We start from the raw sequence: 25,122 nt of genomic DNA on the forward strand, positions 1-25,122 counted from the left end.
CATGCATTGGACGCATCAACGCAGGTGGTCGTAGCTTCGAGTCATGCCTGCCAGTACCGAGGCGTCCACCACCCGCGTGGGCGCCGACCCCGTCGTTCCTGTCGTCGACTCCCGTATGTCCCCGGGCGATCCCGGTTACCGCCGGATGAGCTTCGCCCTCTTCCTCGCCGGTGTCGCGACCTTCGCCCTGCTCTACTCCACGCAGGCCCTGCTGCCGCTGATCTCCGACGAGTTCGGGGTGGCGGCGAGCGACGCCAGCTGGACGGTGGCGGCGGCCACGGGTGGGCTCGCGCTCTTCGTCCTGCCGATGAGTGCCCTTTCCGAGCGGTTCGGACGGCGTACGGTCATGACGGCCTCGCTGGCGGTGGCGGTGACGGTCGGTCTGCTGGTCCCGCTGGCTCCCTCACTGCCGGCGCTGGTCGTGCTACGGGCCGTACAGGGCGCGGCGCTGGCCGGACTGCCCGCCTCCGCGACCGCCTACCTGGCGGAGGAGGTCCGGCCCAAGGCGCTGATCACGGCCATCGGCCTGTTCGTCGCGGGCAACAGTGTCGGCGGGATGAGCGGCCGGGTCATCACCGGGTGGGTGGCTCAGGAATGGGGCTGGAGGGCAGCCCTCGGCGTGATCGGAGTGATCGCCGTCGGGTGCGCGGTGGCGTTCCGGCTGCTGCTTCCGGCGCCGAAGCACTTCGTCGCGGGGTCGCTGCGGCCGAGGGTGCTGGTGGGGACGGTCCGTGACCATCTCTCCAACCCCCTGCTGCGTCGGCTGTACGCGATCGGCGCGCTGTTCATGACCGTCTTCGGCGGCGTGTACACGGTGATCGGCTACCGACTGACGGAGGCGCCGTTCGGGCTGCCGCAGGGTGTCATCGGCTCGATCTTCCTGATCTACCTGGTCGGCACGGTCTCGGCGTCGACGGCCGGTCGGCTGGTGGGGCGGCTCGGCCGCCGGGGTGCGCTGTACGCGGCGGGCTCGACGACGACGGCGGGGCTGGTCCTGTCGCTGGCCGACTCCCTCGTCCTGGTTCTGCTGGGCCTGGTCCTGATCACGGGCGGCTTCTTCGCGGGGCACGCGGTGGCGTCCTCGGCGGTGAGCAAGACGGCGACGGAGGGGCGCGCCCAGGCATCGGCGCTCTACCAGTCGGCGTACTACATCGGCTCCAGCGCGGGCAGCACGGTCGGCGCGATCGCCTTCCACGCGGGCGGCTGGGCCGGGACGGTCGGAGTCGGCCTCCTGGCGGTGTTCGGCGTGGTCACGATCACGCTCCTCGGTACGCGTGCGGCTCGGGTCCAGCAGCGGCTCGTGACGGCCTGAGCCGTACGTTTCACTCCCCCTGTCTTCCCCCTGGTCGAGGTCGGTCGGCCAGGGGGATCGGCCTTTTTTCTCGCCCCCGCCGCCCCTACCCGTCCCATCCCCAGGGGGCTCCGCCCCCTGGACCCCCGCTCCTCAAACGCCGGAGGGGCTGACCAACCAGCCCGTCCGGCGTTTGAGGACGAGGCCCCTTCAGGGCCGAAGCGGGGGTCTGGGGGCGGCAGCCCCCAGGATGGGACGGGTAGGGGCGGCGGGGGCGAAAGAAGCTTCTCACCTGCACGTTTGCCCACTCCGCACGCCATTGTCAGTGGGCTGCGATAGCTTCGAACGTGCTGGGCGCAAAGGCGCGACGCAGAACGGCCACAGGGGTGGGTGGACGATGACGGACACGACGACGGCAGACCTCGACATCAGGCTGGAGAAACACCGGGTCGAGCTGACCGGGTACTGCTATCGCATGCTCGGCTCCTCCTTCGAGGCCGAGGACGCGGTGCAGGACACGATGGTCCGGGCCTGGCGGAGCTACGAGAAGTTCGAGGGCCGGTCGAGTCTGCGCTCGTGGCTGTACCGGATCGCGACCAACGTCTGCCTGGACATGCTGTCCGCAGGCAACAAGCGGGCCCGGCCCATGGACCTCAGCGAGTCGACCCCCCTCGCCCAGGCCGCCCTCTCCCCCCGCCCCGACCACACCTGGCTGGAACCCATGCCGGACGCCCGCATCCTGCCCACCGTCGAGGACCCGGCGGAGGCGGCCGTCGCCAAGGAGTCCGTGCGCCTCGCCTTCATGGCCGCCCTCCAGCAACTCCCGCCCAAGCAGCGCGCGGTGCTGATCCTGCGCGAGGTGCTGGCATGGAAGGCCAGCGAGGTCGCCGAGCTGCTCGGCACCTCGGTCGCGTCGGTGAACAGCGCCCTTCAGCGGGCCCGAGCCACCCTCGCCGAGCGGGACGGTCAGCACGGCGCGGACGCGACCGTCTCCGACCCGTTGGACGACGAGCAGCAGAAGCTCCTGGACCGCTACGTGGCGGCGTTCGAGGGGTACGACATGACGGCGCTGACGGCCTTGCTGCACGAGGACGCCATCATGACGATGCCGCCGTTCGACCTGTGGCTGACGGGCCACGACGACATCACGGGCTTCATGACCACACTGGGCTCGGCCTGCGAGGGCTCCCGGCTGATGCCGGTCCAGGTCAACGGTCTGCCGGGCTTCGCGCAGTACAAGCCGGACCCCGAGAAGGGCGGCTGGACCCCCTGGGCGGTGCAGGTGCTGGAGATCTCAGACGGCCGGCTCACCGGGTTCCACTTCTTCCTCGACACCCAGCGGTGGTTCCCGCTGTTCGGGCTCCCCCTCCATCTGGACGCTGTCGAAGCGGAGTCCGACCAGGTCGAGAAGGGCGTGTAGGGCCGGGTCGGGATCGCGGAGCCTGATCCGTCCCCCGGCCCGCCGGGCAGTGAGCTGAAGCCGGGCGAGGAGGTCGACGACGCCGAGCCCCGGCGGGCCCAGCCCGCCGACGTCACAGTCCACGACCCCGGCCCCGCTGGCCTCCAGCAGCGCCCGCACGTCGTCGCACAGCCCTGCCACCTCGTCCCGGGTGACGGGGCCGGCGAGCACGAGTACGGCGGGTGTCATGGCAGCGTCCACGAGCGGTAGACCGGAGGAAAGGACGGAACTCATCGCGCGGGCCGACAGCGTGGCCCGACAGGGATCACATTGACCTGCGGCCCTTCTGCCCCAGAGGGTTAGGTGCATGCCCCACATATCGGCACCGCCCTCGATCCCGCACGCCCTTCTCACCTGTGAGGAGGCTCCGTGCAGGGAGTGCTGACGGGCTTCGCCGTGATCGCGGTCGTGATCGGTGTCGGCTATGTCATCGGTCTGCGCGGCTACTTGGGTGACCAGGGCCGCGAGGTCCTGACCAAGCTCGCCTTCCATGTGGCGTCCCCCGCCCTGCTGTTCACCACGCTGGCCAAGGCCGATCTGTCGGTGGTCTTCTCCAGCCGTCTGCTGGTGACCGCGCTCAGCACGGCAGCGGCGGCCGGCGTGTTCGTCGCGGTGGGTGTCGTACGGGGCTGGGGGGTGGGCCGGACGACCATCGGCGCCCTCTGCTCCAGTTACGTCAACTCCGGGAACCTGGGCATCCCGATCGCGGTGTACGTCCTCGGGGACGCCTCACTGGTGGCGCCGGTGCTGCTGTTCCAACTCGTCCTCGTCGCGCCGATCGCGGTGACGGTCCTGGACCTGTCCGGCGACGGTGACAAGGGCCCGCTGTGGCGCCGGCTGCTCACGCCCTTGCGCAATCCGATCGCCGTGGGTTCCCTGGCGGGCGTGCTGGCGGCGGCGACCGGTGTGCATGTCCCGAGTCCGGTGATGGACCCGCTGACCCTGATCGGCGGCATGTCCGTCCCGGCGGTCCTGCTCGCCTTCGGCATCTCCCTGTGCGGCTCCACGATGCCGGGCAAGGGCCCCGACCGCGTCCCGGTCCTGCTGTCGGTCGCCCTGAAGTCGTTCGGCCAGCCCGCGCTCGCCTGGGTCCTCGCGGCGGGCGTCTTCGGCCTGCGCGGCCACCAACTCCTGGACGTGGTCGTGACTTCGGCCCTCCCGGCCGCACAGAACCTCTACACGTACGCGTCCCAGTACGGGGTCGGCGAGCGGTTGGCGAGGGACTCGATCCTGGTGTCGACGGTGTTGTCGGTGCCGGTACTGGTGGTGGTGGCGGCGTTGCTCGGCTGACTCAGGGTTCGGGGAACTCGTTGGTGTCGAGGGCAAGTCCGAAGGGCTGGGGCAGTACGAGGCGGCTGCCGAACTTGCCCACGCTGAGGAGTCGGTAGACGTCTCCCCCAGGTTCGCCGTACAACGTGATCGTGGGGCCGTCTGGCGCCACGGCGTCGATGAGCAGATAGAGCGGGATGCCTGCCTCGGCGTAGCCCCTGACCTTGTGGACGCGGTCGTTGTCGGCGGTCGCCGTCGAGGTGACCTCCACCACGAGGTGAGCCTTACCGGCAGGCACGAGGGTGTCGTCCGCCCCGCGCAACGCCTGTTCGGGCACCACAACGAGGTCGGGGACGTAGAGCCCGAGCCGAGACGGCACGGCCAGAGTCAGTCGCTGGTAGACGCCCCAGTCCTCCGGAATCACCTCGTAGAGCCGTCGTCGCACGGGCTCGACGGTGAGGTGGTGGGCCTGGGCCGAGTACGGCGTCACCGTGATGAGCCCCTCGATGATCTCGACCCTGCAGCCCTTGGGGACATCCGTCTGCCCCCAGACCCAGACGAGTTCGTCCCACTCACTGTCGGTCAGGATGTAATCGCCCTCGATCGCGCTCATGGCCGCATCCAACATGCCGAACGGGACCGGCGCCGAAACACCGATCCCGTTCACCTGAAAGATGAACCTGCAGGTCAGGCAATGCGCTCCAGCACCACCGGCGACGCCGTGAAGTCCGTCCCCGCCGCCGCGATGTCGTACGAACCCTCGATCGCCTGGAGCGCGTACTCGAAGCGCTCCGGGGTGTCCGTGTGGAGGGTCAGGAGGGGCTGGCCCTCGGTGACCGTGTCGCCGGGCTTGGCGTGCATCTCGATGCCGGCGCCCGCCTGCACCGGGTCCTCCTTGCGGGCGCGGCCCGCGCCGAGGCGCCAGGCGGCGACGCCGATGTCGTACGCGTCGAGGCGGGTCAGGACGCCGGCGGCGCCCGCCTTGATGACGTGCTGCTCCTTGGCGACCGGCAGTTCGGCGTCCGGGTCGCCGCCCTGGGCCGCGATCATCCGGCGCCAGACGTCCATCGCGGAGCCGTCGGCGAGGGCCTTCGCCGGGTCGGCGTCGCGGACGCCGGCGGCCTCCAGCATTTCGCGGGCCAGGGCGATCGTCAGCTCGACGACGTCCGCCGGGCCGCCGCCCGCCAGGACCTCCACCGACTCGCGGACCTCCAGCGCGTTGCCCGCGGTGAGGCCGAGGGGGGTCGACATGTCCGTCAGGAGGGCGACCGTCTTGACGCCGTGGTCGGTGCCGAGGCCGACCATCGTGGAGGCCAGCTCGCGCGCGTCATCGATGGTCTTCATGAAGGCGCCGGAGCCGACCTTCACGTCCAGGACGAGGGAGCCGGTGCCCTCCGCGATCTTCTTCGACATGATCGAGGAGGCGATCAGCGGGATCGCCTCGACCGTGCCGGTGACGTCCCGCAGTGCGTACAGCTTCTTGTCCGCCGGGGCCAGGCCGTCGCCCGCCGCGCAGATGACCGCGCCGGTGGTGTCGAGGACGTGCAGCATCTCCTCGTTGGAGAGCAGCGCACGCCAGCCGGGGATCGACTCCAGCTTGTCCAGGGTGCCGCCGGTGTGGCCGAGGCCGCGGCCGGAGAGCTGGGGCACGGCCGCGCCGCACGCCGCCACGAGGGGGGCGAGCGGCAGCGTGATCTTGTCGCCGACGCCGCCCGTGGAGTGCTTGTCGGCGGTCGGCAGAGAGAGGGACGAGAAGTTCATGCGCTCGCCGGACGCGATCATCGCGGCGGTCCAGCGGGAGATCTCGCGGCGGTTCATGCCGTTGAGCAGGATGGCCATGTTCAGCGCGGCCATCTGGTAGTCGGCGACCTCGCCGCGGGTGTACGCGTCGATGACCCAGTCGATCTGCTCGTCGCTGAACTCACCGCGGTCCCGCTTGGTGCGGATGACGGAGATGGCGTCCATGGCCATGGCTTTCCTTCCGGACGTACAGAGAAATCGCACGGCCCCTCCGCGCCGAAGCAGAGGGGCCGCACGGGAGTTACTTGGAGGTGAGATGGTCCGGCCCGAAGGCCTGCGGCAGCATCTCGGAGAGGGGCAGGATCCCGGCCGGTGTCTCCAGCAGCAGGTCGGGGCCGCCGAACTCGTACAGCAGCTGTCGGCAGCGGCCGCAGGGGACGAGGACCTCGCCGCGGCCGTCGACGCACGTGAAGTGCGTCAGCCGGCCGCCTCCGGTGCGCTGGAGCTCCGAGACGAGCCCGCACTCGGCGCACAGGCCGAGGCCGTACGAGGCGTTCTCGACGTTGCAGCCGGAGACCGTGCGGCCGTCGTCGACGAGGGCCGCGACGCCGACCGGGTAGCCCGAGTAGGGGGCGTACGCGTGACTCATCGCCTCGCGCGCCACCGCCCTCAGGGGCTCCCAGTCGAAGTCGGCGGAGACGGTCACTTGCCCTGTCCCTTCCGGTACGGCAGTCCGTCGGCCTTCGGCATCCGCAGGCGCTGCGCGGAGAGCGCGAGGACGAGGAGGGTGATGACGTACGGGCTGGCCGACACGACCTGGTTCGGGACCTCGTCCGTGTTGACGTACCAGATGAACATCAGGGCCGAGATCGCGGCGGTGATGACGGCGGGGACGTACTTCTTCTTCCAGACGAGGTACGCGACGCCGAACACCAGCAGGATCGCCAGCAGCAGGAGCAGCGCGTGGACGTTGGTGGTGCCGCCGCGCAGGTTGAGGCTGTCGGTGTAGCCGAACAGGCCGGCGCCGAGGGCGAGGCCGCCCGGCATCCAGTTGCCGAAGATCATCGCGGCGAGGCCGATGTAGCCGCGGCCGGCCGTCTGGCCGTCGAGGTACACGTTGGACGCCACGATCGACAGGAAGGCGCCGCCGAGGCCGGCGAAGCCGCCGGAGATGATCACGGCGATGTACTTGTACTTGTAGACGTTGACGCCGAGGGACTCGGCGGCCACCGGGTTCTCGCCGCAGGAGCGCAGCCGCAGGCCGAACGAGGTGCGCCACAGGACGTACCAGGTGGTCGGGATCAGGGCGACGGCGACGACGGTCAGCGGGGAGAGGTCCGTGATCAGACCGCCGACGAGGCCGGCGATGTCGGAGATCAGGAACCAGTGCTTCTGGTTGAGGGTCTCCAGCCAGCTGGACAGGCCGGGGACGTCGAAGGTGCCGAGCGAGTCGATCGGCGGGGACTGCTTGGAGGAGCCCTGCGGGGCGTCCTCGAAGGTGAACTTCGACAGATAGCGGGTGGTGCCGAGCGCCAGGATGTTCAGGGCCACACCGGAGACGATGTGGTTGACGTTGAAGGTGACCGTGGCGATCGCGTGCAGTACGGCGCCGAGCGCGCCGCCGAGGATGCCGACGAGCACACCGGTCCACGGGCCCCACTGGTAGCCGGCCCAGGCGCCGAACCAGGTGCCGAGGATCATCATGCCCTCAAGGCCGATGTTGACGACGCCCGCGCGTTCGGCCCACAGACCGCCGAGGCCGGCGAGGCCGATCGGCACGGCCGCGCGCAGGGCGGTGGACATCTGGCCGGTGGACGTGATGCCGTCGGCGCCGGTGATCAGCCGGACGGCCGAGACCAGGATCAGCACGCCCGAGATGACCAGGAGGAGGACGGGCAGCGACATGCGCCGGCCGCCCTTGCCGGGCTGCTTGGCCGCGGGCTTGGCGATGGTCGCGGTGCTCATCAGACCGCCACCTCCTTCTTGGTGTTGGCCGCGGCCGCGGCGAGTTCCTCACCGACGCGCTTCTGCTGTCGGCGCAGACCCCACGAGCGGACGACCTCGTAGGAGATGACGACCGCGAACACGATCAGGCCCTGCATGATCGTGGCGATCTCCTTCTCGTACGGCTCGGGAGTCGCGTAGTCGAGAGCGGGGGACGCCTTGTCGAGGAAGGCCCACAGCAGGGCGGCGAGCGCGATGCCGCCGGGGTTGTTGCGGCCGAGCAGGGCGATGCCGATGGCGGTGAAGCCGAGGCCGGCCGGGAAGCTGAGGCTGTACGTGTGGGCGTCGCCGAGCAGCAGCGGCAGGCCGGAGATGCCGGCGACGGCGCCGGAGATCAGCATCGCAGTGAGGACCATGCGCTTGGCGTTGACGCCGGAGGCCGCGGCGGCGGTCTCGGAGGCGCCGGTGGCGCGCAGGTCGAAGCCGAAGCGGGTGCGGTTGAGGACGAACCAGTAGCCGATGCCCATGGCGAGGGCGAGGAAGACCAGACCGTAGATCTCGCCGACGTCGGCGCCCAGGTCGATGCCGGGGACCCAGCCGGACTCCTTCATCTCACCGGTAGTGGTGTTGTCGCCGAGGGCGACGCCGAAGTTGTCGCGGAGGGTGAGGTAGCTGATCACGGCGGTGGCGATCGAGTTCAGCATGATCGTCGCGACGACCTCGCTGACGCCGCGCGTCACCTTCAGGATGCCCGCGATACCGGCCCACATGGCGCCGGTGAGCGCGGCGACCAGGAGCAGCATCGGCACCTGGAGGGCGGCCGGCAGTGCCACGTGGGCGCCGACGATGGCGGCCATCAGGGCACCGAGGCGGTACTGGCCGTCGACGCCGATGTTGAACAGGTTCATCCGGAAGCCGAGGGCGACTCCGAGGGCGGCGATGTAGTACATCGACGCCTGGTTGATGATCAGGACCTGTACGTCGGAGTAGGTGGCCTGCTCGATCATCAGCCGGTAGGGCTCGATCGGGCTCTTGCCGGAGGCGAGCAGCACGACCGAGGTCAGCAGGATCGCCGCGACGAGCGCCAGGGCCGGTCCGGCCACGGCGAGGAGCACGCGCTCCTTGTCGAACTTCTTCATCGGGCCTCGTCCTCCGGGGCGCTTTCTTCCTCGACGTGCTCCAGGTGACCGGTGGCGGCACCCGTCATGGCGGAGCCGAGCTCCTCCGGGGTGACCGTGGCGGGGTCGGCGTCGGCGACCAGCCTGCCGTCGTAGATCACCCGCAGCGTGTCCGACAGGCCGATCAGCTCGTCGAGGTCGGCGGAGATCAGCAGGACGGCCAGGCCGTCCCGGCGGGCCTCGCGGATACGGTCCCAGATCTGGGCCTGCGCGCCGACGTCCACACCGCGGGTGGGGTGGGCGGCGATCAGGAACTTGGGGTTGTGGCTCATCTCGCGGCCGACGATGAGCTTCTGCTGGTTGCCGCCGGACAGGGAGGCGGCGGTGACGTCGATGCCGGGGGTGCGGACGTCGTACTCCTCGACGATCCGGCGGGTGTCGGCCTGGGCGGCCTTGGGGGTGAGGCGGAAGCCCTTGGCGTTGGGGGCCTCGGTGACATGGCCGAGGATGCGGTTCTCCCAGAGCGGGGCCTCCAGGAGCAGGCCCTGGCGGTGCCGGTCCTCGGGGATGTAGCCGACGCCGGACTGGCGGCGCTTGCGGGTGACCCAGGAGGTGATGTCCTCGCCGAGGAAGGCGATCGTGCCGGAGTCGGCGTTCTTGGTGCCGATCAGCGCGTCGATGAGCTCGGTCTGGCCGTTGCCCTCGACGCCGGCGATGCCCATGACCTCACCGGCGTGGATGGTGAAGGTGACGTCGTCGAGGACCTTCTTGACCTCGCCGCTGTCCGCGGCGAGGCCGACGCCGCCGGACGGCTCGGCCTCGACGCCCAGGGAGGCACCGCCGGAGGCGTAGACGGTGAGGCCCTCGACCTGGATGACGGGCTTGTCGGTGACCGTGGACTCAGCGGTCTCCGGGGTGGGCAGTTCGCTGCCGACCATCATCTCGGCGAGCTGGCGCGGAGTGGTCTCGGAGGGGACGGCCGTGCCGACCGTCGTGCCGCGCCGGATGACCGTGATGTCGTCGGCGACGGAGAGCACCTCGCCGAGCTTGTGCGAGATGAAGATGACGGAGAGGCCCTCGGACTTCAGCTCACGCAGGTTGTCGAAGAGCGCGTCGACCTCCTGGGGCACCAGGACCGCGGTCGGCTCGTCGAGGATGAGCGTCTTGGCGCCGCGGAAGAGGACCTTGAGGATCTCCACGCGCTGACGCTCGGCGACACCGAGGTCCTCGACCAGGGCGTCGGGGCGGACGCCGAGACCGTAGCGGTCGGAGATCTCCTTGATCTTCTTACGGGCGGCGCCGCCGATGCCGTACAGCTTCTCGCTGCCGAGCACCACGTTCTCCAGCACCGTCAGGTTGTCGGCCAGCATGAAGTGCTGGTGGACCATGCCGATGCCGCGCACGATGGCGTCGGCGGGGCTGCCGAAGGTCACCTGCTCGCCGTCGACCGCGATCGTGCCCTCGTCCGGCTTCTGCATGCCGTAGAGGATCTTCATCAGGGTCGACTTGCCCGCGCCGTTCTCGCCGACGAGGGCGTGGACGGTGCCCTTGCGGACAGTCAGGTGGATGTCGTGGTTGGCGACGACACCCGGGAATCGTTTGGTGATCCCCGCCAGCTCGACCGCGATCGTCGACGGCGCGGTGAGCGGAGGGCTGCTGGTCGCGTCGATGGCGCACTCTCCTTGAGGAAGGGGCCACTCTACGCGCGTAGCGCCCCTGCTTTAAATAGTGCCCGGATATGACCGTCTTCGTTGAAACGACGATCTGTTCCGAGCATTCTGCCGCGAGAACGGGGCACAGGAAGCCATGCTCCAGGTGCCCCGTTGCGCGGTCGTCACGCTGCCATTACAGCGGTTGTATGGCCAAGGCCTGTGACCGGGTCGGGATCAGACGGTCAGGAGGTCTTCACCTTGATGGAGCCGTCCTTGATGCCCTCTTCGGCCTTCTTGATCGCGTCCTGGATCGCGGTGTTGTCCGCGAACGTGGGGTTGGACTGCGAGACGCTCACGCCGCCGTTGGACAGCGAGCCGCGGACCACACCGGTCTCCGGCTTGCCGTCGTGGACGGACTTGGCCAGGTCGTAGACCGCGCCCTCGACGTTCTTCATGGCGGACGTCAGGATCGAGTCCTTGTACGCCTTCAGCGCGTCCTGCTTGTACTGGTCGGAGTCGACGCCGATCGCCCAGATCTTGTTGGCGTTGGCGGCCTTGATGACACCCTGGCCGGACAGGCCCGCGGCGGCGTAGACGACGTCCGCGCCGTCGTCGATCTGGCCCTCGGCGGCGCTCTCACCCTTGTCGGGGCTGGAGAAGCCACCCTCGGCGGCGGTCTGGGTCAGGTACTGGACCTTGACCTGGACGCCCTTCTTGGTGTCCTCGACGCCCTGCTTGAAGCCGGCCGCGAACTTGTGGATCAGCGGCACGTCCACACCGCCGACAAAGCCGACCACGTTGGACTTGGTGGCCTTGGCGGCGGCGACGCCGGCCAGGTAGGAGGCCTGCTCCTCGGAGAAGACCAGGTCGGCGACGTTGTCGGCCTTGGTCTGCTCGTCGTCGACGATGCCGAAGGTGGTCTTCGGGTACTTGGCCGCGGCCTCCTTGACGGCGGGCGCGTAGGCGTAGCCGACCCCGATGACCGGGTTGTAGCCCTGCTTGGCCAGGGTCTCCAGGCGCTGGACCTTGTCCGCGTCCGACTCGCCGTCCTGCGGCTCGACGGCGGTGGACTTGTAACCGAACTCCTTGTCGGCCTTGTCCAGGCCGGCGGTGGCGGCGTCGTTGAAGGACTGGTCGCCCTTGCCACCGACGTCGTACGCCAGGGCCAGGCCCAGGTCCTTGCTGTCACTGCTGCTGGACGAGCTGGACGAGCTGCCACAGGCAGACGCGGTCAGAGCGAGGGCTGCGGTAGCAACACCCGCAACGGTGATACGGGACACCCGGCGCATGGAACGTGACTCCTTTGTGCAAGCGCCCAAACCAGGCGCTGGTTCCGCCGCAGCGTAACGCGCGTAGACCAGACGGAAAACCCCTTCTGTCCGGTCCGTTATCGAGCTGTGGCCACAGTTGGTGGACAGACTACGGACAGCAGTACGCCCCTTGCGGGAGGCAAGGGGCGGGCGTCGAATTCGCGTCGTCCGCCCGGTAGGGCGGGCCCCGCGGCGTCTGGTGCGTGCGATCGCAAGGCGCCGGGGCGTCCGCGATGGGGGTCCCCCCGCTCGAGCGAAGCCGAGAGTGGGGGAGGAGCCACGTGGGCGGTCCGGCAACGCCGCGAGCGTGCGTGCCAGACGCCGCGGGGCAGGCGCGAATTGGGCGCCCGCCCCTTCAGGGGCGTATGGCCTGCAAAGGGCCCAGAGGGCCTATTGGCGGGCTGCTGTGGGGCGGGGTCAGGAGGTCTTGACGGTGACCTTGCCCTCGATGATGTCCTTCTTGGCCGCCTCGACCGCCGCGACGACGTCGGTCATGGCCTTGTACTTGGGGTTGGAGTCGGCGAAGCCGACGCCGCCGGACTTGAGGTCGCCGCGGACGACACCGGTGAGCGGCTTGCCCTCGTAGACCGACTTGGCGAGGTCGTAGACCGCGCCGCCGACGTTCTTGAGCGCCGAGCCGAGGATGTAGTCCTTGTAGTTCTTCAGCGCGTCCTGGGTGTACTGGTCGGAGTCGACGCCGATGGCCCACACCTTCTTGGCGGCGGCCTCGGAGATCACGCCCTGACCGGAGAGGCCGGCGGCGTGGTAGATGACGTCGGCGCCCTTCTCGATCTGGCCGCTGGCCGCCTCCTTGCCCTTGTCGGGGCTGGAGAAGCCGCCCTCCTGCGGGGTCTGGGTCAGGTACTGCGACTCGATCTTGATCTTCGGGTCGACGGACTGGACGCCCTGCTTGAAGCCCGCGCCGAACTTGTGGATCAGCGGGATGTCCACACCGCCGATGAAGCCGACGTGTTTGGCCTTGGAGGCCTTGGCGGCGGCGACGCCCGCGAGGTAGGAGGCCTGCTCCTCGGAGAAGACCATGTCGGCGACGTTGGCGGCCTTGACCTGCTCGTCGTCGATGACACCGAACGTGATGTCCGGGTGCTTCGCGGCGACCTCCTTCACGGCCGGCGCGTAGATGTAGCCGACGCCGATGATCGGGTTGTAGCCGGCCTTGGCGAGCTGCTCCAGGCGCTGGACCTTGTCCGCGTCGGACTCCCCGTCCTGCGGCTCGATGTCCGTGCCGCCCATGCCGAATTCCTTGTCGGCCTTCTCGAAGCCGGCGAAGGCCGCGTCGTTGAAGGACTGGTCGCCCTTGCCGCCGATGTCGTAGGCGAGGCCGATGCCCTTGCCCGAGTACTTGCCGTCCGCCGAGGTGGACGCCTTGTCACTGTCGGCCTTGGTGCTGGACTCACCGCATCCGACGGCCGCGAGGGCGATGACCGAGACAGCCACCACCGCTTGGGAGAACCTGGTCCTCCGAGATATTCGACGCACAGCAAGCACCCCTTCATCCCCACGGCACCGCCGAACGGCCCCGCATCCCCAATGTGCCGCCAACGGTGGCGATTTCGGCGCACAGTAACGCGCGTAGAAGGGGAGGGGAACGGGGTTTCTCGTGGCCGTTATCGAACCGTGCCGCCATCGGGTTACGTTCGCGAGAACCCGGTTACGCACGGGTGACACAAGGGGACGAAGGGGCACCAATGGTGGCGCCCCTTCACATGATCTTCCCGGCCGGCCCCTGGGGTGTTCTCAGGAAGCCGCGTCGAGCAGCGCGGCAGCCGTGAACAGTTCCACGCCTACGGTGATGGCGGCCTCGTCGGCGTCGAAGTCCCCCTGGTGGAGGTCGCGCACGGTCCGCTCACCCGGCGTGCGGACGCCGAGCCGCGCCATGGCGCCGGGGACCTGCTCCAGATACCAGGAGAAGTCCTCGCCGCCGAGGCTCTGCTCGGTGCTCTCGACGGACTCCGCACCGCGCCGGGTGGTCATGGCGTCCCGCAGCAGCTCCGTCACGTCCGCGTCGTTGACGACGGGCGGGACGCCCCGGACGTAGTTGATCTCGGACTTGGCGCGGTGCAGGTTGGCGATCTCGTCGATGGCGGCGACGACGATGTCGGGCGCCTGCCGCCAGGTGTCGAGGTCCAGGCAGCGCACGGTTCCGGACAGCTCGGCGTGCTGCGGGATGACGTTCGGCGCGTGGCCGGATTCGATGCGTCCCCAGGTGACGGCGAGGCCGCTGCGGCTGTCGACGCGCCGGGCGACCACGGCGGGCACGTCGGTGACGACGCGGGCGACGGCGGTGACGAGGTCGGTGGTCAGGTGGGGCCGGGCGGTGTGTCCGCCGGGTCCGTCGAGGGAGACCTCCAGCCGGTCGCAGGCGGAGGTGATGGCGCCGGTGCGCAGTCCGATGCGGCCGGCGTCGACCCGCGGGTCGCAGTGCACGGCGATCATCTTCCCGACGCCCTCCAGCACCCCGCAGTCGATGGCGTCGGCGGCGCCGCCGGGCAGGACTTCCTCGGCGGGCTGGAAGAGCAGCCGGACGGGCCGCGGCAGCCTGCCCTCCTGCTGCAACCGGGCCAGCACGAGGCCCGCCCCGAGGACGACGGTCGTATGCACGTCGTGTCCGCACGCGTGGGCCCGGTCGGGCACGGTGGACCGGTACGAGCAGTCACTCTTCGTGTCCGGGATGGGCAGGGCGTCGATGTCGGCGCGCAGCGCGAGCATCGGCTTCTGTCCGTCCCACTCACCGATGTCACAGATGAGCCCGGTGCCCACGGGGAGCACCCGGGGCCGCAGCCCGGCCTTCTCGAGCCGCGCCTTGATGGCCGCGGTCGTGCGGAACTCCTGATTGCCGAGCTCGGGGTGCATGTGCAAGTCGCGTCGGAACGCGACGAGTTCGGCACGCAGGCTCTCGGGCAGCGTGCCGGGAAGCACGGCTTCCCCGGCCGGCTCGGCCTCGGACTCTTGCGACATCAATTGCTTCACCCTCTGAAGGGTAGGACGCCCGGGTGGCCAACTGACCCTCGATCAACAAAAGTTCAACCCGTTAGGGGAAGAAAATCTGGCCGCTGGGCGCATACGTATGAGCTGGGATGGGTAAACTCGGCCGGCCTCCCGGCCGGATGGATCATGTGACCCACGGAGAGTGACCGCCGACTGACCTGCGACTGCCTCGGTCGAAGGCAATCGGCCACACCCGTCACTCGTCCCCTCCTCCTGGGATACCACGCCGCGATGCCCCCGCGTCGCCCGTGTTCACCTGTCGGGACCGTACTAAGCCAGGAATCCACCCTGCCTCCGCTGAGACGCTTGTTCCGGTCCCGGAATCATCACCGCCACGCGACGTTTCCGCCACGCGGCGTGACGGGCCCCTCCGGCCGGGGCACGCTTCCCGGCATGACGCTTACGACGGCCGCGTCGGCTCCGGTCACTCACGGTTGGCAGGCGTGCGGCTGCGGCGAGGACAGGATCCCGGGCCTGCTGGCGAGGATCGGCCTCTACGGGACGCTGGGCCTGGGCCTGGCGGCCCTGGTTGTGATGATCGCGGCGGGGTGGGTGCTGGGGGCGGGAGTATGGCTGCTCCGACGCCGACGCGACCGGTCGGCCCCGACCGAGGAGCAGCACCTCGGACCGCTGGAGTCCTTCACCTGGACGGCGGACGACACCCCCTGACGCCCTGCCCGGCCGCCGCCCCGTTCACAGCACCACCCACTCCCCCGGCTCCGCACACGCTCCCGCCCGGGCGAAGCTCCGCACCACGCTCCACGCGGTGTCGAGACGCAGGACGAAGTACCCGGTGAAGATCGCCGGTTCGTCCGGGACCGGGATCTCGACCATACGATCGGCCCGGAAGCTCAGCGTCATACAGCTGAACAAGCCATCAGGCAGGCCGACTTCAAGGTGCCTCGCTAGGGTGCCCCCATGAGTGCCGAGACCCCCGACTTCATACGGTCCACCAGTGCCGCGTACGACATCATCGCCGACGACTATGCCGAGCAGTGTGCGGACTGGGCCGGCATTCACACCTTCGACAGGGCGCTGATCAGCGGTTTCGCGGAGCTGGTGAAGGAGCGGGGGCAGGAGCCGGTCGCTGATGTGGGGAGCGGTCCGGGGGTGGTCACCGCGCGGCTGCACGCGCTCGGGGTGCCCGTGTTCGGGATCGACGTCTCGCCGCGCATGGTGGCCATGGCCCGGCGGAACCATCCCGAACTCCGGTTCCATGTGGGCTCGATGACGTCCCTCGACCTGCCCGACGCGACGCTCGGCGGAATCGCCGCTCTGTACTCGGTCATTCATGTGCCGGACGAGGAACTTCCCGGCGTGTTCACGGAGTTCCGGCGCGTGCTCGCACCCGGCGGGTATCTGCTGCTCGCCTTTCAGTACGACGAGGAGACGGATCACCTGCATCTCGACGAGCGGTTCGGGCACGCCATCTCGCTCGACTACTACTGGCGCGGGCCGGAGAAGGTCGTCGAGCTGCTCACCGGCGCCGGGCTTCAGCTCCACAGCCGCACGGTGCGCGAGCCCCAGGGCCAGGAGAAGTACCGGAAGGCCTATGTCCTCGCCCGTAAGGACGGATGATCAGCGGCCTGTCGGCATCACATCGCCGCCACCGCCGACAGCCGCGTGACGTCCCTCGCCGTGCCCGTCACCCCGGACAGGAAGCCCTGTGCGCGCGGTGACGCGTTCTCCGTCAGCCAGGCCGGGTCGATGTCGCAGACCGCGACCTTGACGTCCGTGCCGGTCAGGGCCAGCGGCAAGGTGTGGACGACCGTCGACGGGAAGCTCAGGATCGTACGGCCGATCGGGCCCCGGCGGGCGATCAGTTCCAGGGGGAGGTCCGGGCGGACCACCTCCAGGCCCGTCTCCACCGCCAGCCGGTGCAGCTTCTCCGCGCTCTCGCGGCGGTGCGCGAAGTAGCGGGTCGTGCCGTGCGCCTTGGACAGCGTGCGTACCGCCTCCAGATAGGCGTCGCCGTCGACCACCCCTGTCTCCACCAGCGACGTGCCCACCATGTCCGCGCCCTTGGTGATACGCGGCGGGCCGAAGCGGGAGCGGGTCCAGGCGAAGGTGTTGGCGGTCGTCGTCACGCCCTCCGGCTTCTCCTCCATCGGCATCGAGGAGAAGATCTCGACCTTCCGGTCGCCCGACGGCGTCAGACGTCTGCGGGCCGCCGAGGAGACCGGGGCGAAGACCAGGTCGCGGGGGCCCGGGCGGCCGCCCTTGCGGTGCCAGCGCACCAGGCGTTCACCGCGGGCCAGTTGGGCCACGAACTCCATCGTGGCCGTGCCGTCGTCGACCACGACGAGGGCGGGCGCCTTCGTGATCGTCAGCAGCAGTTGTACGTAGCGCGAGAACGGGTCGCCCAGGACGACCCGGTCGGCCCTGCGGAGCATGCCCGCGAGGCCGCCGATCGTCTGGAAGGGGGCCGCCGGGCCGCCCCGCGCCTCCTCCCAGCGGACCTCGTGCCCCTCCTCACGGGCCAGTTCCGCCATCCGGCGCAGCTGGCCCCGGGTCATGGGGTCCGTCGGGGACAGGACGACGAGGGTGAGCCCCGCGCCCAGGGCCTCGCCCGAGGCATGCTCGTGCGCATGCGCCCACTCCAGCACGTTCAGCAGCTGTACCGGGCTCTCGACGAACGCGAGAGTGTGGGGGCCGGCTGACCCGGCGCGGCGGCTCATCTACGTACGACCGTCCCGTCGTAAGGGAATCAGGGGGATCAAGGAGTCAGGCGCTTCAGACCGCCACCGGCTCGCCCGCCGCCGCGGCGATCTCCGCCTCGGCCACCACACCGGTCACGCGGCGCAGCTTCTTCATCGGGCCGAGCTCGGAGTCGTAGACCTTCTTGACGCCGTCGCCGAGGGAGGCCTCGATGGTGCGGATGTCGCGGACCAGGCGCGTCAGGCCCTGCGGCTCCACCGACGCGGCCTGGTCGGAGCCCCACATCGCGCGGTCGAGGGTGATGTGACGCTCGACGAAGGTGGCGCCGAGGGCGACGGCGGCGAGGGTGGTCTGCAGGCCCGTCTCGTGGCCGGAGTAGCCGATCGGGACGTTCGGGTACTCCTCCTGGAGCGTGTTGATCACGCGCAGGTTGAGCTCCTCGGCCTTGGCCGGGTAGGTCGACGTGGCGTGGCAGAGAAGGATGTTCTCCGAGCCGAGGACCTCGACGGCGTGGCGGATCTGCTTCGGCGTCGACATGCCGGAGGAGAGGATGATCGTGCGGCCGGTCGCGCGCAGGGCACGCAGCAGCTCGTCGTCGGTGAGGGAGGCGGAGGCCACCTTGTGGGCCGGGACGTCGAACTTCTCCAGGAAGGCGACGGCCTCGGTGTCCCACGGGGAGGCGAACCAGGCGATGCCCTTCTCCTTGCAGTACTCGTCGATCTGGCGGTACTCGTCCTCGCCGAACTCCACGCGGTGGCGGTAGTCGATGTACGTCATCCGGCCCCAGGGGGTGTCGCGCTCGATGTCCCACTGGTCGCGCGGGGTGCAGATCTCGGGGGTGCGCTTCTGGAACTTCACGGCGTCGCAGCCGGCCTCGGCGGCCACGTCGATGAGCTTGAAGGCGTTCTCCAGCTCGCCGTTGTGGTTGATGCCGATCTCGCCGCAGATGTAGACGGGCTGGCCGGGACCGGCGATGCGCTCGGTGCCGAAGGTGCGCAGACGGGTGTTGGAAGACATGGCTCAGACGTTCCTTACTTGTCGAGGGAGTCGAGAGAGGGGCCGAGGATCCAGCTGGCGATCTCTCGGATCGCGCCGTCGCCACCGGGGAGGGTGGTGACCGCACGGGCGGCGCCGCGTACCACGTCGTGGGCGCTCGCGACCGCCACGGGCCAGCCCACGAGGGCGAAGCACGGGAGGTCGTTGACGTCGTTGCCGACGTAGAGCACGCGCTCGGGCGCGATGCCCTGCTCCTCGCACCACTGCTTGAGGGCGAGGTCCTTCCGGTCGATGCCGTGCAGCACGGGGAGCTTCAGCTTCCGTGCGCGGGCGGCGACGACCGGGTTCTGCTCCGTGGAGAGGATCAGCATCTTCAGGCCGCTCCTGCGGAGGGCCGCGATGCCGAGTCCGTCCCCGCGGTGCACGGAGACGAACTCCTTTCCATCGGCGTCGATCAGCACCCGGTCATCGGTCTGGGTGCCGTCGAAGTCCAGTACGACCGCGTCGACGTCCTCGAAGGACGGCAGGGCGCCGGGGCGATCCGCGTCGAACAGGGGCGCGAGCGCCCTTGCCCGTGCGAGGTCGTGCGGATCGTCGATCTCCAGCACACGCGCGGGGTCGGTGCGTACGAGCTCGGTGCGACCGAAGAAGCGGTGCTGGTGCGTGCGGAAGCCGGCCGCGTCCATCGCGTAGGCGGCGCCGGTCTCCAGCAGGTCCTGGGGGCGGTCCTGGCGGCGGGGCCGGTACGCCTTGTCGTGGTTGACGCCGTAACCGCCGGGCTCCTGCGTGGAGTCGGTCTCGTCGCGCCAGACGAACCCGTGGAAGGGCGCGACGGCCACGGCGGTGTCCGCGCCCTTCTCCACGACCGCCGCGGCGACCGCCTCGACGTCCTCGCGGACGATGAAGGGGCTGGTGCACTGCACGAGCATCACCACGTCGACGGCCGCGCCGTGCAGCGCCTCGTGGGTGTCCATGGCGTGCAGCACGGCCGCCTCGGAGGTCGCCGTGTCCCCGGCGATGGCCGCGGGCCGCAACACGACCTCGGCCCCCGCCTCCCGGGCCGCGGCGGCGATGCCCTGGTCATCGGTGGAGACGACGACGTCCGTCACGAGCCGGGTGGCCCGGCACTCCCGCACGGCCCGCGCCACGAGCGGCACGCCACCGACGGAGGCGAGGTTCTTGGCGGGCACCCCTTTGGAGCCCCCGCGGGCAGGGATGACGGCGAGCACACGACGCACCACCGGTGAGTCGGACATGGGTTGCACTCCTAGCGCAGAGGTATGGGGAGGGCCGGCGAAGCCGCCCTCCAGGGGCGCGGGGAACTGCGCGACCAGCCCAGACGGCGCGGCAGCCGGGATACGAGCCGAGGAGGCACTCACAGCTCCCCCATCCGCCGAATGGCGGGAGCCACCCGCTGCACCCCGTGCCGGTAGGCGCCACGCGCAGCCCGCCGGACGATCTGCCGAACCGGTCCGGGCTCCTTGTCCGCGGCGGGCGCCCCCGGCAGCGGACTGCCGTCGGGGCCCAGGTGATGGCGCGCGAGGATGCCGGGCAGATAACCGGGGGCAGTCGCAGGGGTGTAGTACGGGGTCAGCGGCGGCAAGGCACCGGACAGAAACTTCGCCAGCCGCTCCCGCGCCGCGTCGAAGGCCGTGGCGTACGAACCGTCCGCCGCCACCCCCTGCCGCGCCACCCACTCCGCGTCGGCCACCGGCCGGTAGCCGTCGTCGAGTTGGTCCCAGGAGGCGAGGCAGCCGGACCCCACGAAGTGATGGTTGCCCAGCACTTCACGCACGCCCAGGTCGGTCAGCACGACCGTCGGGATACGCCGGTGCAGTGACTCCAGGGCCGCCGTCGAACTGATCGTGACCAGCAGATCCGTCCGGTCCAGAACCTCGCCCATGTTCCCGTACACCAGACGGAAGTTGGCCGGCGGAGCGAGCCTTTGGACCAGCTTCTGATAGGGCTGCTCCTCGATGTGCGTGGTGTGCTCCCCCGGCTTGGAGCGCAGCTTCAGCAGCACCTCGCGCTCGGGATGCAACCGGGCGTGCTTGATCAGCCGGTCGAGCAGATACGTACGGTCCCTGCGGCTGTCCGGCACGGACGGCTGGACGGCGAAGACGACGGTGTACGGGTCGTGTTCGCCCTCGTAGGCCGCACCGCCGAGGAACGGCAGCGCCACCTCCGTCACCGCCGAGGCGTCGGCGCCGACCCCCTCGTACACGGACCGGAAACGCTCCGCGTCCTGGCGGGAGTTGGCGAGGACCAGGTCGGCCCCGTGCCGCAGCAGCAGTCCGTCGGCGAGCTTCTCGTAGACGACTCCGACGTAACCGGTCACCACCACCGGGCGAGCGGACCGCCCTTCCCACACCCGCTTCAGCCCGTGCAGCATCGCCTGCACGCCACCGCCGACGAGGGCGAGCACGACGATGTCGTACGGCTCCTCGGCCATGGCCCGCAGGAACTCCACCGACGTCACCTCGCGCAGCGACTCGGCCTCGACCCCGACCTCCGCCAGCTGGCGGGGGGTGGGCGTGGCCCGGCCGCGCAGCAGGAAGCCGCTCAGGGAGAGGGCGTCTTGCGCGGGGTCGCGCGGTGCGATGCGATGAGCGGTGAGGGCACCCCATTTCCAGCGGGTGTCGGAGTCCGCGAGGACCGCGATTCGCAGCGGCGGCGTTGTGGTTGCTGGCGTACTTGCTGGCACGTCGAAGACGCTAGGAAGCAATTTCTAGGTACGGCCCAACCGCGAATCAACGAAAAGTTAACAACAGCCCACCGAGAACCGAACTGGCCCGGCAAAGCCCCGGAAGTACATGGGGTGCACCATTCCGACACATCGAGTTCACCCCCCGTACCATCGGCGTCAAGTTGCCCAGCCGGACGGCCTTCTAGCGTTTCCCGGGTGCCAAAGCTCTCCGTGATCGTGCCGTTCTACAACGTGCAGCAATACGCCCCGGACACCCTCAGAAGTCTGCGGCTCAACGCCCGGAGCGACTTCGAGTTCATCCTCGTCGACGACAAATCGAAGGATGAAACGCCCGCGATTCTCGAACGGGCGGCCGAGTCGCTTTCCGATGTCGCGCAGGTGAGATATATCCGCCATGAGACGAACGGAGGTCTCGCGACCGCCCGCAACACGGGACTGGACGCGGCGACCGGCGAATACCTCACCTTCCTGGACGGCGACGACTGGCTCGCGCCGGGCTATTTCGCCGAGCTGGTGGCCGCCATCGAGGGGCTGGGCTGCGACTTCGTGCGCACCGACCATGTGCAGGCGACCGCCCGCGCCCGGTCCGTGCACCGGGCCCCCGTCGGACTGCGCGGGGAGGTGCTGAACCCGCGCGAGGCGATCCTGCCCGCCGACCGGACGACGTCCGTGGACTACGCCTACGCGTGGGCGGGGGCCTATCACCGCCGGCTGCTCGACCAGGGGCTGCTGCACTTCACGGACGGGCTGCGGACCGCCGAGGACCGGCCCTGGATCTGGAAGCTGCACCGCGAGGCCGAGTCGTTCGCCGTGGTGAGCCTGCTGGGCGTCTTCTACCGGCGCGGGGTGGCCTCCTCGCTCACGCAGATCGGTGACGCCCGTCAGCTGGACTTCATCCGCGCCTTCGACCAGGTCGTCGAGGAGACCGCGCAGGACCCGGACGCCGACCGGCTGCTGCCGAAGGCCGTGCGCACGTACTGCGCGATCATCGCCCACCACCTCTCCGACGAGGCCAAGTGGGAGCCGGCCGTCGCCAAGGAGCTGCGAGCCCGCAGCGCGGCGGCGATAAAGCGGATGCCGCAGGACATGCTCGGCGACGTACTCGACACGATGGACCTGCGCCGCTCCTCCAAGCTGCGACGGCTGCGGCGCAGGGTCAGCACAGCGAAGGCGGCTGCCTGAGATGCCCACGACCCAGATCTTCTGCGCCTCCACGCTGTACGGGGCGGCCACGCTCGCCGCCGCCGTCGACTCCGACCTCTTCGACGAGGCCGAGCGCCGGGTCCTGCTGGTGTTCAACAACTCGGCGACCCCGGAGACCACGCTCCCGCTGGACGCGATGCCCGGCTTTGAACCCCTCCGCGCGCACTTCGACGCGGTGCTGTCCTGGAACGAGGCCATCCATCCCTTCCACCCCGGCGCCTGGACCCCGCGCGCCGACGACATCCCGCTCTTCGAGCGCTATCTGCGGCTGCTGTGGGGCCTTGGGGACGACCGGGTGGAGCTGGTCCTGGAGTCCATCCAGGTCACCCCCGCCCTGACCGTGGCCCAGCTGTTCACCGGCGCCCCCGTACACGTCTACGCGGACGGCCTGATGAGCTACGGCCCCACCCGCAACAAGCTCGACCCGCTGGTCGGCACGCGGGTGCGCCGGCTGCTCCACCTGGACCTGGTGCCGGGCCTCACGCCCCTGCTGCTCACCGAGTTCGACGTGCCCGCGCAGGTCGTGCCGTCCGGCGCCTTCCTGAAGGTGCTCCGTGAACTCGCCGACACGGTCGAGGACGTGCCGCTGCTGCCCGACAACTCGGCGTTGCTGCTGGGCCAGTACCTGTCTGCGCTGAACATCCTCTCCGCGAAGGAGGAGGAGGACCTGCATGTGCGGATGCTGCGCGGCGCGGTCGAACGCGGGCACCGTTCCGTCGTGTTCAAGCCGCACCCCACCGCGCCGGCCCGCTTCAGCCGCGCCCTGGAGACCGAGGCGGAGAAACTGGGCGTCGACCTGACCGTCCTCGACACCCCCGTCCTCGCCGAGGTGCTGTTCGAGAAGGCCCGCCCCGGACTGGTCGTCGGCTGCTTCTCCACGGCCCTGTTCACGGCCGCCGAGTTCTACGGCCTCCCGGTCGCCCGCGTCGGCACCGCGCCCCTCCTGGACCGCCTCACGCCCTACCAGAACAGCAACCGCGTCCCGGTGGTGCTGGCGGACGCGGTGCTGCCGGACCTGGACCAGCGGAGCGGCGAGGAGCCGCTGCCCGGCGAGGAGTTGACCGACCTGGTCGTCGCGGTCGGTTTCACCATGCAGGACCGCATCTACCCCGCCCGGCGCGCGACGGCGGAGAAATACCTCGCCAAGCACCTGCGCCCACGCACCCAGCGCTACTTCAAGAAGAAGCGCCTCACCTCCCTGGGCCTGCCCGGCGGCATCCCGGAGCGGCTGGCGTTCCTCCCGCACAACTCCACGGCACGCCGGGTCGTCCGCCAGGCCCGGGCGCTGAAGAAGGCCGTGAAGCGCTGAGCGAACCAGGCATGAACTCCCCGGAAAGGGCATGGAAATACGGCCCCATCATCGAGTTACTCCGTTGATTCCATGGTGAAGCGGTGCCCGAGGTCCCTAGGATCACGGGCACCGCTCTCCGTATCCCGTGAGGCTCTCATGACGAAGCTCGGCCGGCTCTACTCCCTCTTCGACAGCGTCGAGCTGCCGGAGGACCTGCCCTACACCCAGTGCAGCAGCTGGGAGCTCCAGTTCCTGTACCTGGTGGGCCGGCACCACCTCACGGGCCAGGGGCAGATCGTCGAACTCGGCTCGGGGGGCGGCGGGTCGACGTACGCCCTCGCGCTCGGGCTGAGCGAGAGCCCCGTGTTCGACACGCGGAAGGGCCGGCTGCACGCGTACGACTTCTTCCGCGTCGGCAAGGGCACGTTCGCCTCCGAGAAGTTCTTCGACTCCGGGCACAAGCCGGCCGACGACAACTCCTTCCTGGACGACTTCAAGCGCCGCCTCGGCCCGTTCCTGCCGTTCGTGGAGATTCACGCCGGTGACCTGTGGCAGACCTCGGACCCCGAGGACACGACCCCGGTGGAGTTCCTGCACATCGACATCGCCAAGACGGCCCGGGTCTTCCGCTGTGTCTCGGAGCGGTTCCTGAGCCGGATGCGGCCCGGCTCGGTCGTCCTGCACCAGGACTTCGCCGGGCCCCGGCTGCCGTGGCTGCACCACAGCACCGGCGCGCTGCTGCCGTACATCGAGATCGCCGGGCCGCCGATCCGCTCCACGCTCGCCTTCGAGGTGACGAAGCCGATCCCGGCGGACGTCCTCAAGCGGATCACCGAGGACGACTACACGGTCGACGAGAAGCTCGCGCTCATCTCCGCCGTCCAGGAGAAGATCGACCGCGACCACACCGGCGGCATCCCCTTCAAGTCCGTCCTGGAGCTCTCCAAGGCGTACGTCGCCCACTACGCCGGCCAGCACCGGCGCGCCTGGTCCCTCGCAAAGCCGCTCCGGTCGGACGAGTACCTGAGCCGCACCCGGGCCGACCACTTCGAGCAGCTGAGGAAGGCGTACGACAGCGAGCCGTCGTTCCTTGACAAGGTGGTGCGCAGGACCGTCGGCCGCTGATGATGGGCCGATGGACACGGATGCGGCGGTGGAGGCGGGCTGGCGGAAGGCGCGGGCCGATGGGCGCGTACGGGAGGAGTTGCTGGACCTCGCCTACGCGGAGCCCCGGCTGCGGCGCCGGTACCCGTGGATCGGGATGGGCGAGCTGCACTTCAGCCGCACCACCGAGCATCCGTGGACCTGGGACGCCCGCTTCGTGCTGTCCGAGTACAGGGGAACGTACTTCGTGATGGGCCCGACCCGTCAGGACGTGGTGGGCCGGGTGGAGACGGCGCGGGAGGCCGTCGCTCTCGTACTCGAAACGCTCCCGGACGAGTGAGGTGCGGGCCTCCCTGTGCCGTGGGGGCCCGCAC

23 protein-coding genes and 1 pseudogene are annotated in these 25,122 nt (G+C 69.8%); 9 read left to right on the plus strand and 15 right to left on the minus strand.

Features of this window, described 5'->3' with window-relative positions; translation table 11 throughout:
- Positions 1-43 precede the first annotated feature (43 nt).
- Positions 44-1,312, plus strand: coding sequence for an MFS transporter (locus tag OG885_RS17430; protein WP_405732168.1), 1,269 nt, complete (start codon positions 44-46; stop codon positions 1,310-1,312).
- Positions 1,313-1,688: 376 nt separating this feature from the next.
- Entirely contained in the window at positions 1,689-2,711 is a 1,023-nt protein-coding gene (locus OG885_RS17435; RefSeq protein WP_405732171.1) for a sigma-70 family RNA polymerase sigma factor, read from the plus strand.
- Between the two features lie 30 nt (positions 2,712-2,741).
- Here OG885_RS17435 and OG885_RS17440 read toward each other — a convergent pair.
- Positions 2,742-3,068 (minus strand): annotated as a pseudogene (locus tag OG885_RS17440) (hypothetical protein); the annotation flags it as partial.
- A gap of 51 nt (positions 3,069-3,119) precedes the next feature.
- Here OG885_RS17440 and OG885_RS17445 point away from each other — a divergent pair.
- Positions 3,120-4,040, plus strand: a complete 921-nt coding sequence (locus OG885_RS17445) for an AEC family transporter (protein ID WP_399949057.1) — start codon at positions 3,120-3,122, stop codon at positions 4,038-4,040.
- Position 4,041: 1 nt separating this feature from the next.
- Here the strand turns inward: OG885_RS17445 and OG885_RS17450 are convergent, their stop codons facing one another.
- The 9 genes from OG885_RS17450 to OG885_RS17490 all read right to left on the minus strand — a co-directional run bounded on the left by OG885_RS17450 (position 4,042) and on the right by OG885_RS17490 (position 14,759).
- On the minus strand, positions 4,042-4,632 hold the full coding sequence (locus OG885_RS17450) for a Uma2 family endonuclease (protein WP_405732174.1): 591 nt from the start codon (positions 4,630-4,632) through the stop codon (positions 4,042-4,044).
- A 74-nt stretch (positions 4,633-4,706) separates the two neighbouring features.
- Complete coding sequence (locus tag OG885_RS17455; RefSeq protein ID WP_405732177.1) at positions 4,707-5,990, minus strand: thymidine phosphorylase; 1,284 nt, start codon at positions 5,988-5,990, stop codon at positions 4,707-4,709.
- 70 nt (positions 5,991-6,060) lie between these two features.
- The gene (locus OG885_RS17460) at positions 6,061-6,465 is read right to left on the minus strand and encodes a cytidine deaminase (protein WP_405732180.1); all 405 of its coding nucleotides are present in this window, start codon (positions 6,463-6,465) and stop codon (positions 6,061-6,063) included.
- Positions 6,462-7,724 carry an ABC transporter permease gene (locus tag OG885_RS17465; RefSeq protein ID WP_405732183.1) on the minus strand — a complete coding sequence of 421 codons (1,263 nt, stop codon included), beginning with the start codon at positions 7,722-7,724 and terminating at the stop codon, positions 6,462-6,464. The genes OG885_RS17460 and OG885_RS17465 overlap by 4 nt, the downstream gene beginning before the upstream one ends.
- Complete coding sequence (locus OG885_RS17470; protein WP_405732186.1) at positions 7,724-8,842, minus strand: ABC transporter permease; 1,119 nt, start codon at positions 8,840-8,842, stop codon at positions 7,724-7,726. The genes OG885_RS17465 and OG885_RS17470 overlap by 1 nt, the downstream gene beginning before the upstream one ends.
- Positions 8,839-10,491, minus strand: coding sequence for an ABC transporter ATP-binding protein (locus OG885_RS17475; protein WP_399950038.1), 1,653 nt, complete (start codon positions 10,489-10,491; stop codon positions 8,839-8,841). The genes OG885_RS17470 and OG885_RS17475 overlap by 4 nt, the downstream gene beginning before the upstream one ends.
- Positions 10,492-10,715: 224 nt before the next feature.
- On the minus strand, positions 10,716-11,762 hold the full coding sequence (locus tag OG885_RS17480; protein ID WP_405732189.1) for a BMP family protein: 1,047 nt from the start codon (positions 11,760-11,762) through the stop codon (positions 10,716-10,718).
- Between the two features lie 438 nt (positions 11,763-12,200).
- Positions 12,201-13,238, minus strand: coding sequence for a BMP family protein (locus OG885_RS17485; RefSeq protein ID WP_405732192.1), 1,038 nt, complete (start codon positions 13,236-13,238; stop codon positions 12,201-12,203).
- 300 nt (positions 13,239-13,538) lie between these two features.
- On the minus strand, positions 13,539-14,759 hold the full coding sequence (locus tag OG885_RS17490) for a M20 family metallopeptidase (RefSeq protein ID WP_399949069.1): 1,221 nt from the start codon (positions 14,757-14,759) through the stop codon (positions 13,539-13,541).
- A gap of 423 nt (positions 14,760-15,182) precedes the next feature.
- Between OG885_RS17490 and OG885_RS17495 the strand changes: the two genes are divergently transcribed.
- A complete protein-coding gene (locus OG885_RS17495) occupies positions 15,183-15,458 on the plus strand; it encodes a hypothetical protein (protein WP_405732195.1) in 276 nt (91 codons plus the stop codon).
- A 24-nt stretch (positions 15,459-15,482) separates the two neighbouring features.
- Here OG885_RS17495 and OG885_RS17500 read toward each other — a convergent pair whose 3' ends face one another.
- The gene (locus OG885_RS17500) at positions 15,483-15,650 is read right to left on the minus strand and encodes a hypothetical protein (RefSeq protein ID WP_405732198.1); all 168 of its coding nucleotides are present in this window, start codon (positions 15,648-15,650) and stop codon (positions 15,483-15,485) included.
- A gap of 57 nt (positions 15,651-15,707) precedes the next feature.
- Between OG885_RS17500 and OG885_RS17505 the strand changes: the two genes are divergently transcribed.
- Complete coding sequence (locus OG885_RS17505) at positions 15,708-16,367, plus strand: class I SAM-dependent methyltransferase (RefSeq protein WP_405732201.1); 660 nt, start codon at positions 15,708-15,710, stop codon at positions 16,365-16,367.
- Between the two features lie 17 nt (positions 16,368-16,384).
- On the opposite strand, the gene OG885_RS17510 is transcribed toward OG885_RS17505, so the two are convergent.
- The 4 genes from OG885_RS17510 to OG885_RS17525 form a co-directional block, all read right to left on the minus strand.
- Positions 16,385-17,467, minus strand: coding sequence for a hypothetical protein (locus OG885_RS17510; protein ID WP_405732203.1), 1,083 nt, complete (start codon positions 17,465-17,467; stop codon positions 16,385-16,387).
- 55 nt (positions 17,468-17,522) lie between these two features.
- Positions 17,523-18,464 (minus strand): N-acetylneuraminate synthase family protein, encoded by a 942-nt coding sequence (locus tag OG885_RS17515; RefSeq protein WP_405732206.1) that lies wholly within the window; start codon positions 18,462-18,464, stop codon positions 17,523-17,525.
- A 14-nt stretch (positions 18,465-18,478) separates the two neighbouring features.
- On the minus strand, positions 18,479-19,699 hold the full coding sequence (locus OG885_RS17520; RefSeq protein WP_405732209.1) for a cytidylyltransferase domain-containing protein: 1,221 nt from the start codon (positions 19,697-19,699) through the stop codon (positions 18,479-18,481).
- A gap of 119 nt (positions 19,700-19,818) precedes the next feature.
- Positions 19,819-21,147, minus strand: a complete 1,329-nt coding sequence (locus OG885_RS17525) for a DUF6716 putative glycosyltransferase (RefSeq protein WP_405732212.1) — start codon at positions 21,145-21,147, stop codon at positions 19,819-19,821.
- Positions 21,148-21,345: 198 nt separating this feature from the next.
- Here OG885_RS17525 and OG885_RS17530 point away from each other — a divergent pair, with 198 nt between their 5' ends.
- The 4 genes from OG885_RS17530 to OG885_RS17545 all read left to right on the plus strand — a co-directional run bounded on the left by OG885_RS17530 (position 21,346) and on the right by OG885_RS17545 (position 25,088).
- Entirely contained in the window at positions 21,346-22,332 is a 987-nt protein-coding gene (locus tag OG885_RS17530) for a glycosyltransferase family 2 protein (RefSeq protein WP_405732215.1), read from the plus strand.
- 1 nt (position 22,333) lies between these two features.
- Positions 22,334-23,662, plus strand: coding sequence for an alpha-2,8-polysialyltransferase family protein (locus OG885_RS17535; RefSeq protein WP_405732218.1), 1,329 nt, complete (start codon positions 22,334-22,336; stop codon positions 23,660-23,662).
- A 138-nt stretch (positions 23,663-23,800) separates the two neighbouring features.
- A complete protein-coding gene (locus tag OG885_RS17540) occupies positions 23,801-24,769 on the plus strand; it encodes a hypothetical protein (RefSeq protein ID WP_405732221.1) in 969 nt (322 codons plus the stop codon).
- A gap of 10 nt (positions 24,770-24,779) precedes the next feature.
- Positions 24,780-25,088, plus strand: a complete 309-nt coding sequence (locus tag OG885_RS17545; protein ID WP_405732224.1) for a DUF6193 family natural product biosynthesis protein — start codon at positions 24,780-24,782, stop codon at positions 25,086-25,088.
- The last annotated feature ends 34 nt before the right edge of the window (positions 25,089-25,122 follow it).

It is taken from the genome of Streptomyces sp. NBC_00028 (genome assembly GCF_045041065.1).
Lineage (GTDB): Bacteria > Actinomycetota > Actinomycetes > Streptomycetales > Streptomycetaceae > Streptomyces.

What these genes read in the sequence shown, in the direction of transcription:
- OG885_RS17430 (WP_405732168.1), top strand. Translation starts at nt 44, where the DNA reads ATGCCTGCCAGTACCGAGGCGTCCACCACCCGCGTGGGCGCCGACCCC.
- OG885_RS17435 (WP_405732171.1), top strand. Translation starts at nt 1,689, where the DNA reads ATGACGGACACGACGACGGCAGACCTCGACATCAGGCTGGAGAAACAC.
- OG885_RS17450 (WP_405732174.1), bottom strand. Translation starts at nt 4,632, where the DNA reads ATGAGCGCGATCGAGGGCGATTACATCCTGACCGACAGTGAGTGGGAC.
- OG885_RS17455 (WP_405732177.1), bottom strand. Translation starts at nt 5,990, where the DNA reads ATGGCCATGGACGCCATCTCCGTCATCCGCACCAAGCGGGACCGCGGT.
- OG885_RS17465 (WP_405732183.1), bottom strand. Translation starts at nt 7,724, where the DNA reads ATGAGCACCGCGACCATCGCCAAGCCCGCGGCCAAGCAGCCCGGCAAG.
- OG885_RS17470 (WP_405732186.1), bottom strand. Translation starts at nt 8,842, where the DNA reads ATGAAGAAGTTCGACAAGGAGCGCGTGCTCCTCGCCGTGGCCGGACCG.
- OG885_RS17480 (WP_405732189.1), bottom strand. Translation starts at nt 11,762, where the DNA reads ATGCGCCGGGTGTCCCGTATCACCGTTGCGGGTGTTGCTACCGCAGCC.
- OG885_RS17490 (WP_399949069.1), bottom strand. Translation starts at nt 14,759, where the DNA reads ATGTCGCAAGAGTCCGAGGCCGAGCCGGCCGGGGAAGCCGTGCTTCCC.
- OG885_RS17495 (WP_405732195.1), top strand. Translation starts at nt 15,183, where the DNA reads ATGACGCTTACGACGGCCGCGTCGGCTCCGGTCACTCACGGTTGGCAG.
- OG885_RS17500 (WP_405732198.1), bottom strand. Translation starts at nt 15,650, where the DNA reads ATGACGCTGAGCTTCCGGGCCGATCGTATGGTCGAGATCCCGGTCCCG.
- OG885_RS17505 (WP_405732201.1), top strand. Translation starts at nt 15,708, where the DNA reads ATGAGTGCCGAGACCCCCGACTTCATACGGTCCACCAGTGCCGCGTAC.
- OG885_RS17510 (WP_405732203.1), bottom strand. Translation starts at nt 17,467, where the DNA reads ATGAGCCGCCGCGCCGGGTCAGCCGGCCCCCACACTCTCGCGTTCGTC.
- OG885_RS17515 (WP_405732206.1), bottom strand. Translation starts at nt 18,464, where the DNA reads ATGTCTTCCAACACCCGTCTGCGCACCTTCGGCACCGAGCGCATCGCC.
- OG885_RS17520 (WP_405732209.1), bottom strand. Translation starts at nt 19,699, where the DNA reads ATGTCCGACTCACCGGTGGTGCGTCGTGTGCTCGCCGTCATCCCTGCC.
- OG885_RS17535 (WP_405732218.1), top strand. Translation starts at nt 22,334, where the DNA reads ATGCCCACGACCCAGATCTTCTGCGCCTCCACGCTGTACGGGGCGGCC.
- OG885_RS17540 (WP_405732221.1), top strand. Translation starts at nt 23,801, where the DNA reads ATGACGAAGCTCGGCCGGCTCTACTCCCTCTTCGACAGCGTCGAGCTG.
- OG885_RS17545 (WP_405732224.1), top strand. Translation starts at nt 24,780, where the DNA reads ATGGACACGGATGCGGCGGTGGAGGCGGGCTGGCGGAAGGCGCGGGCC.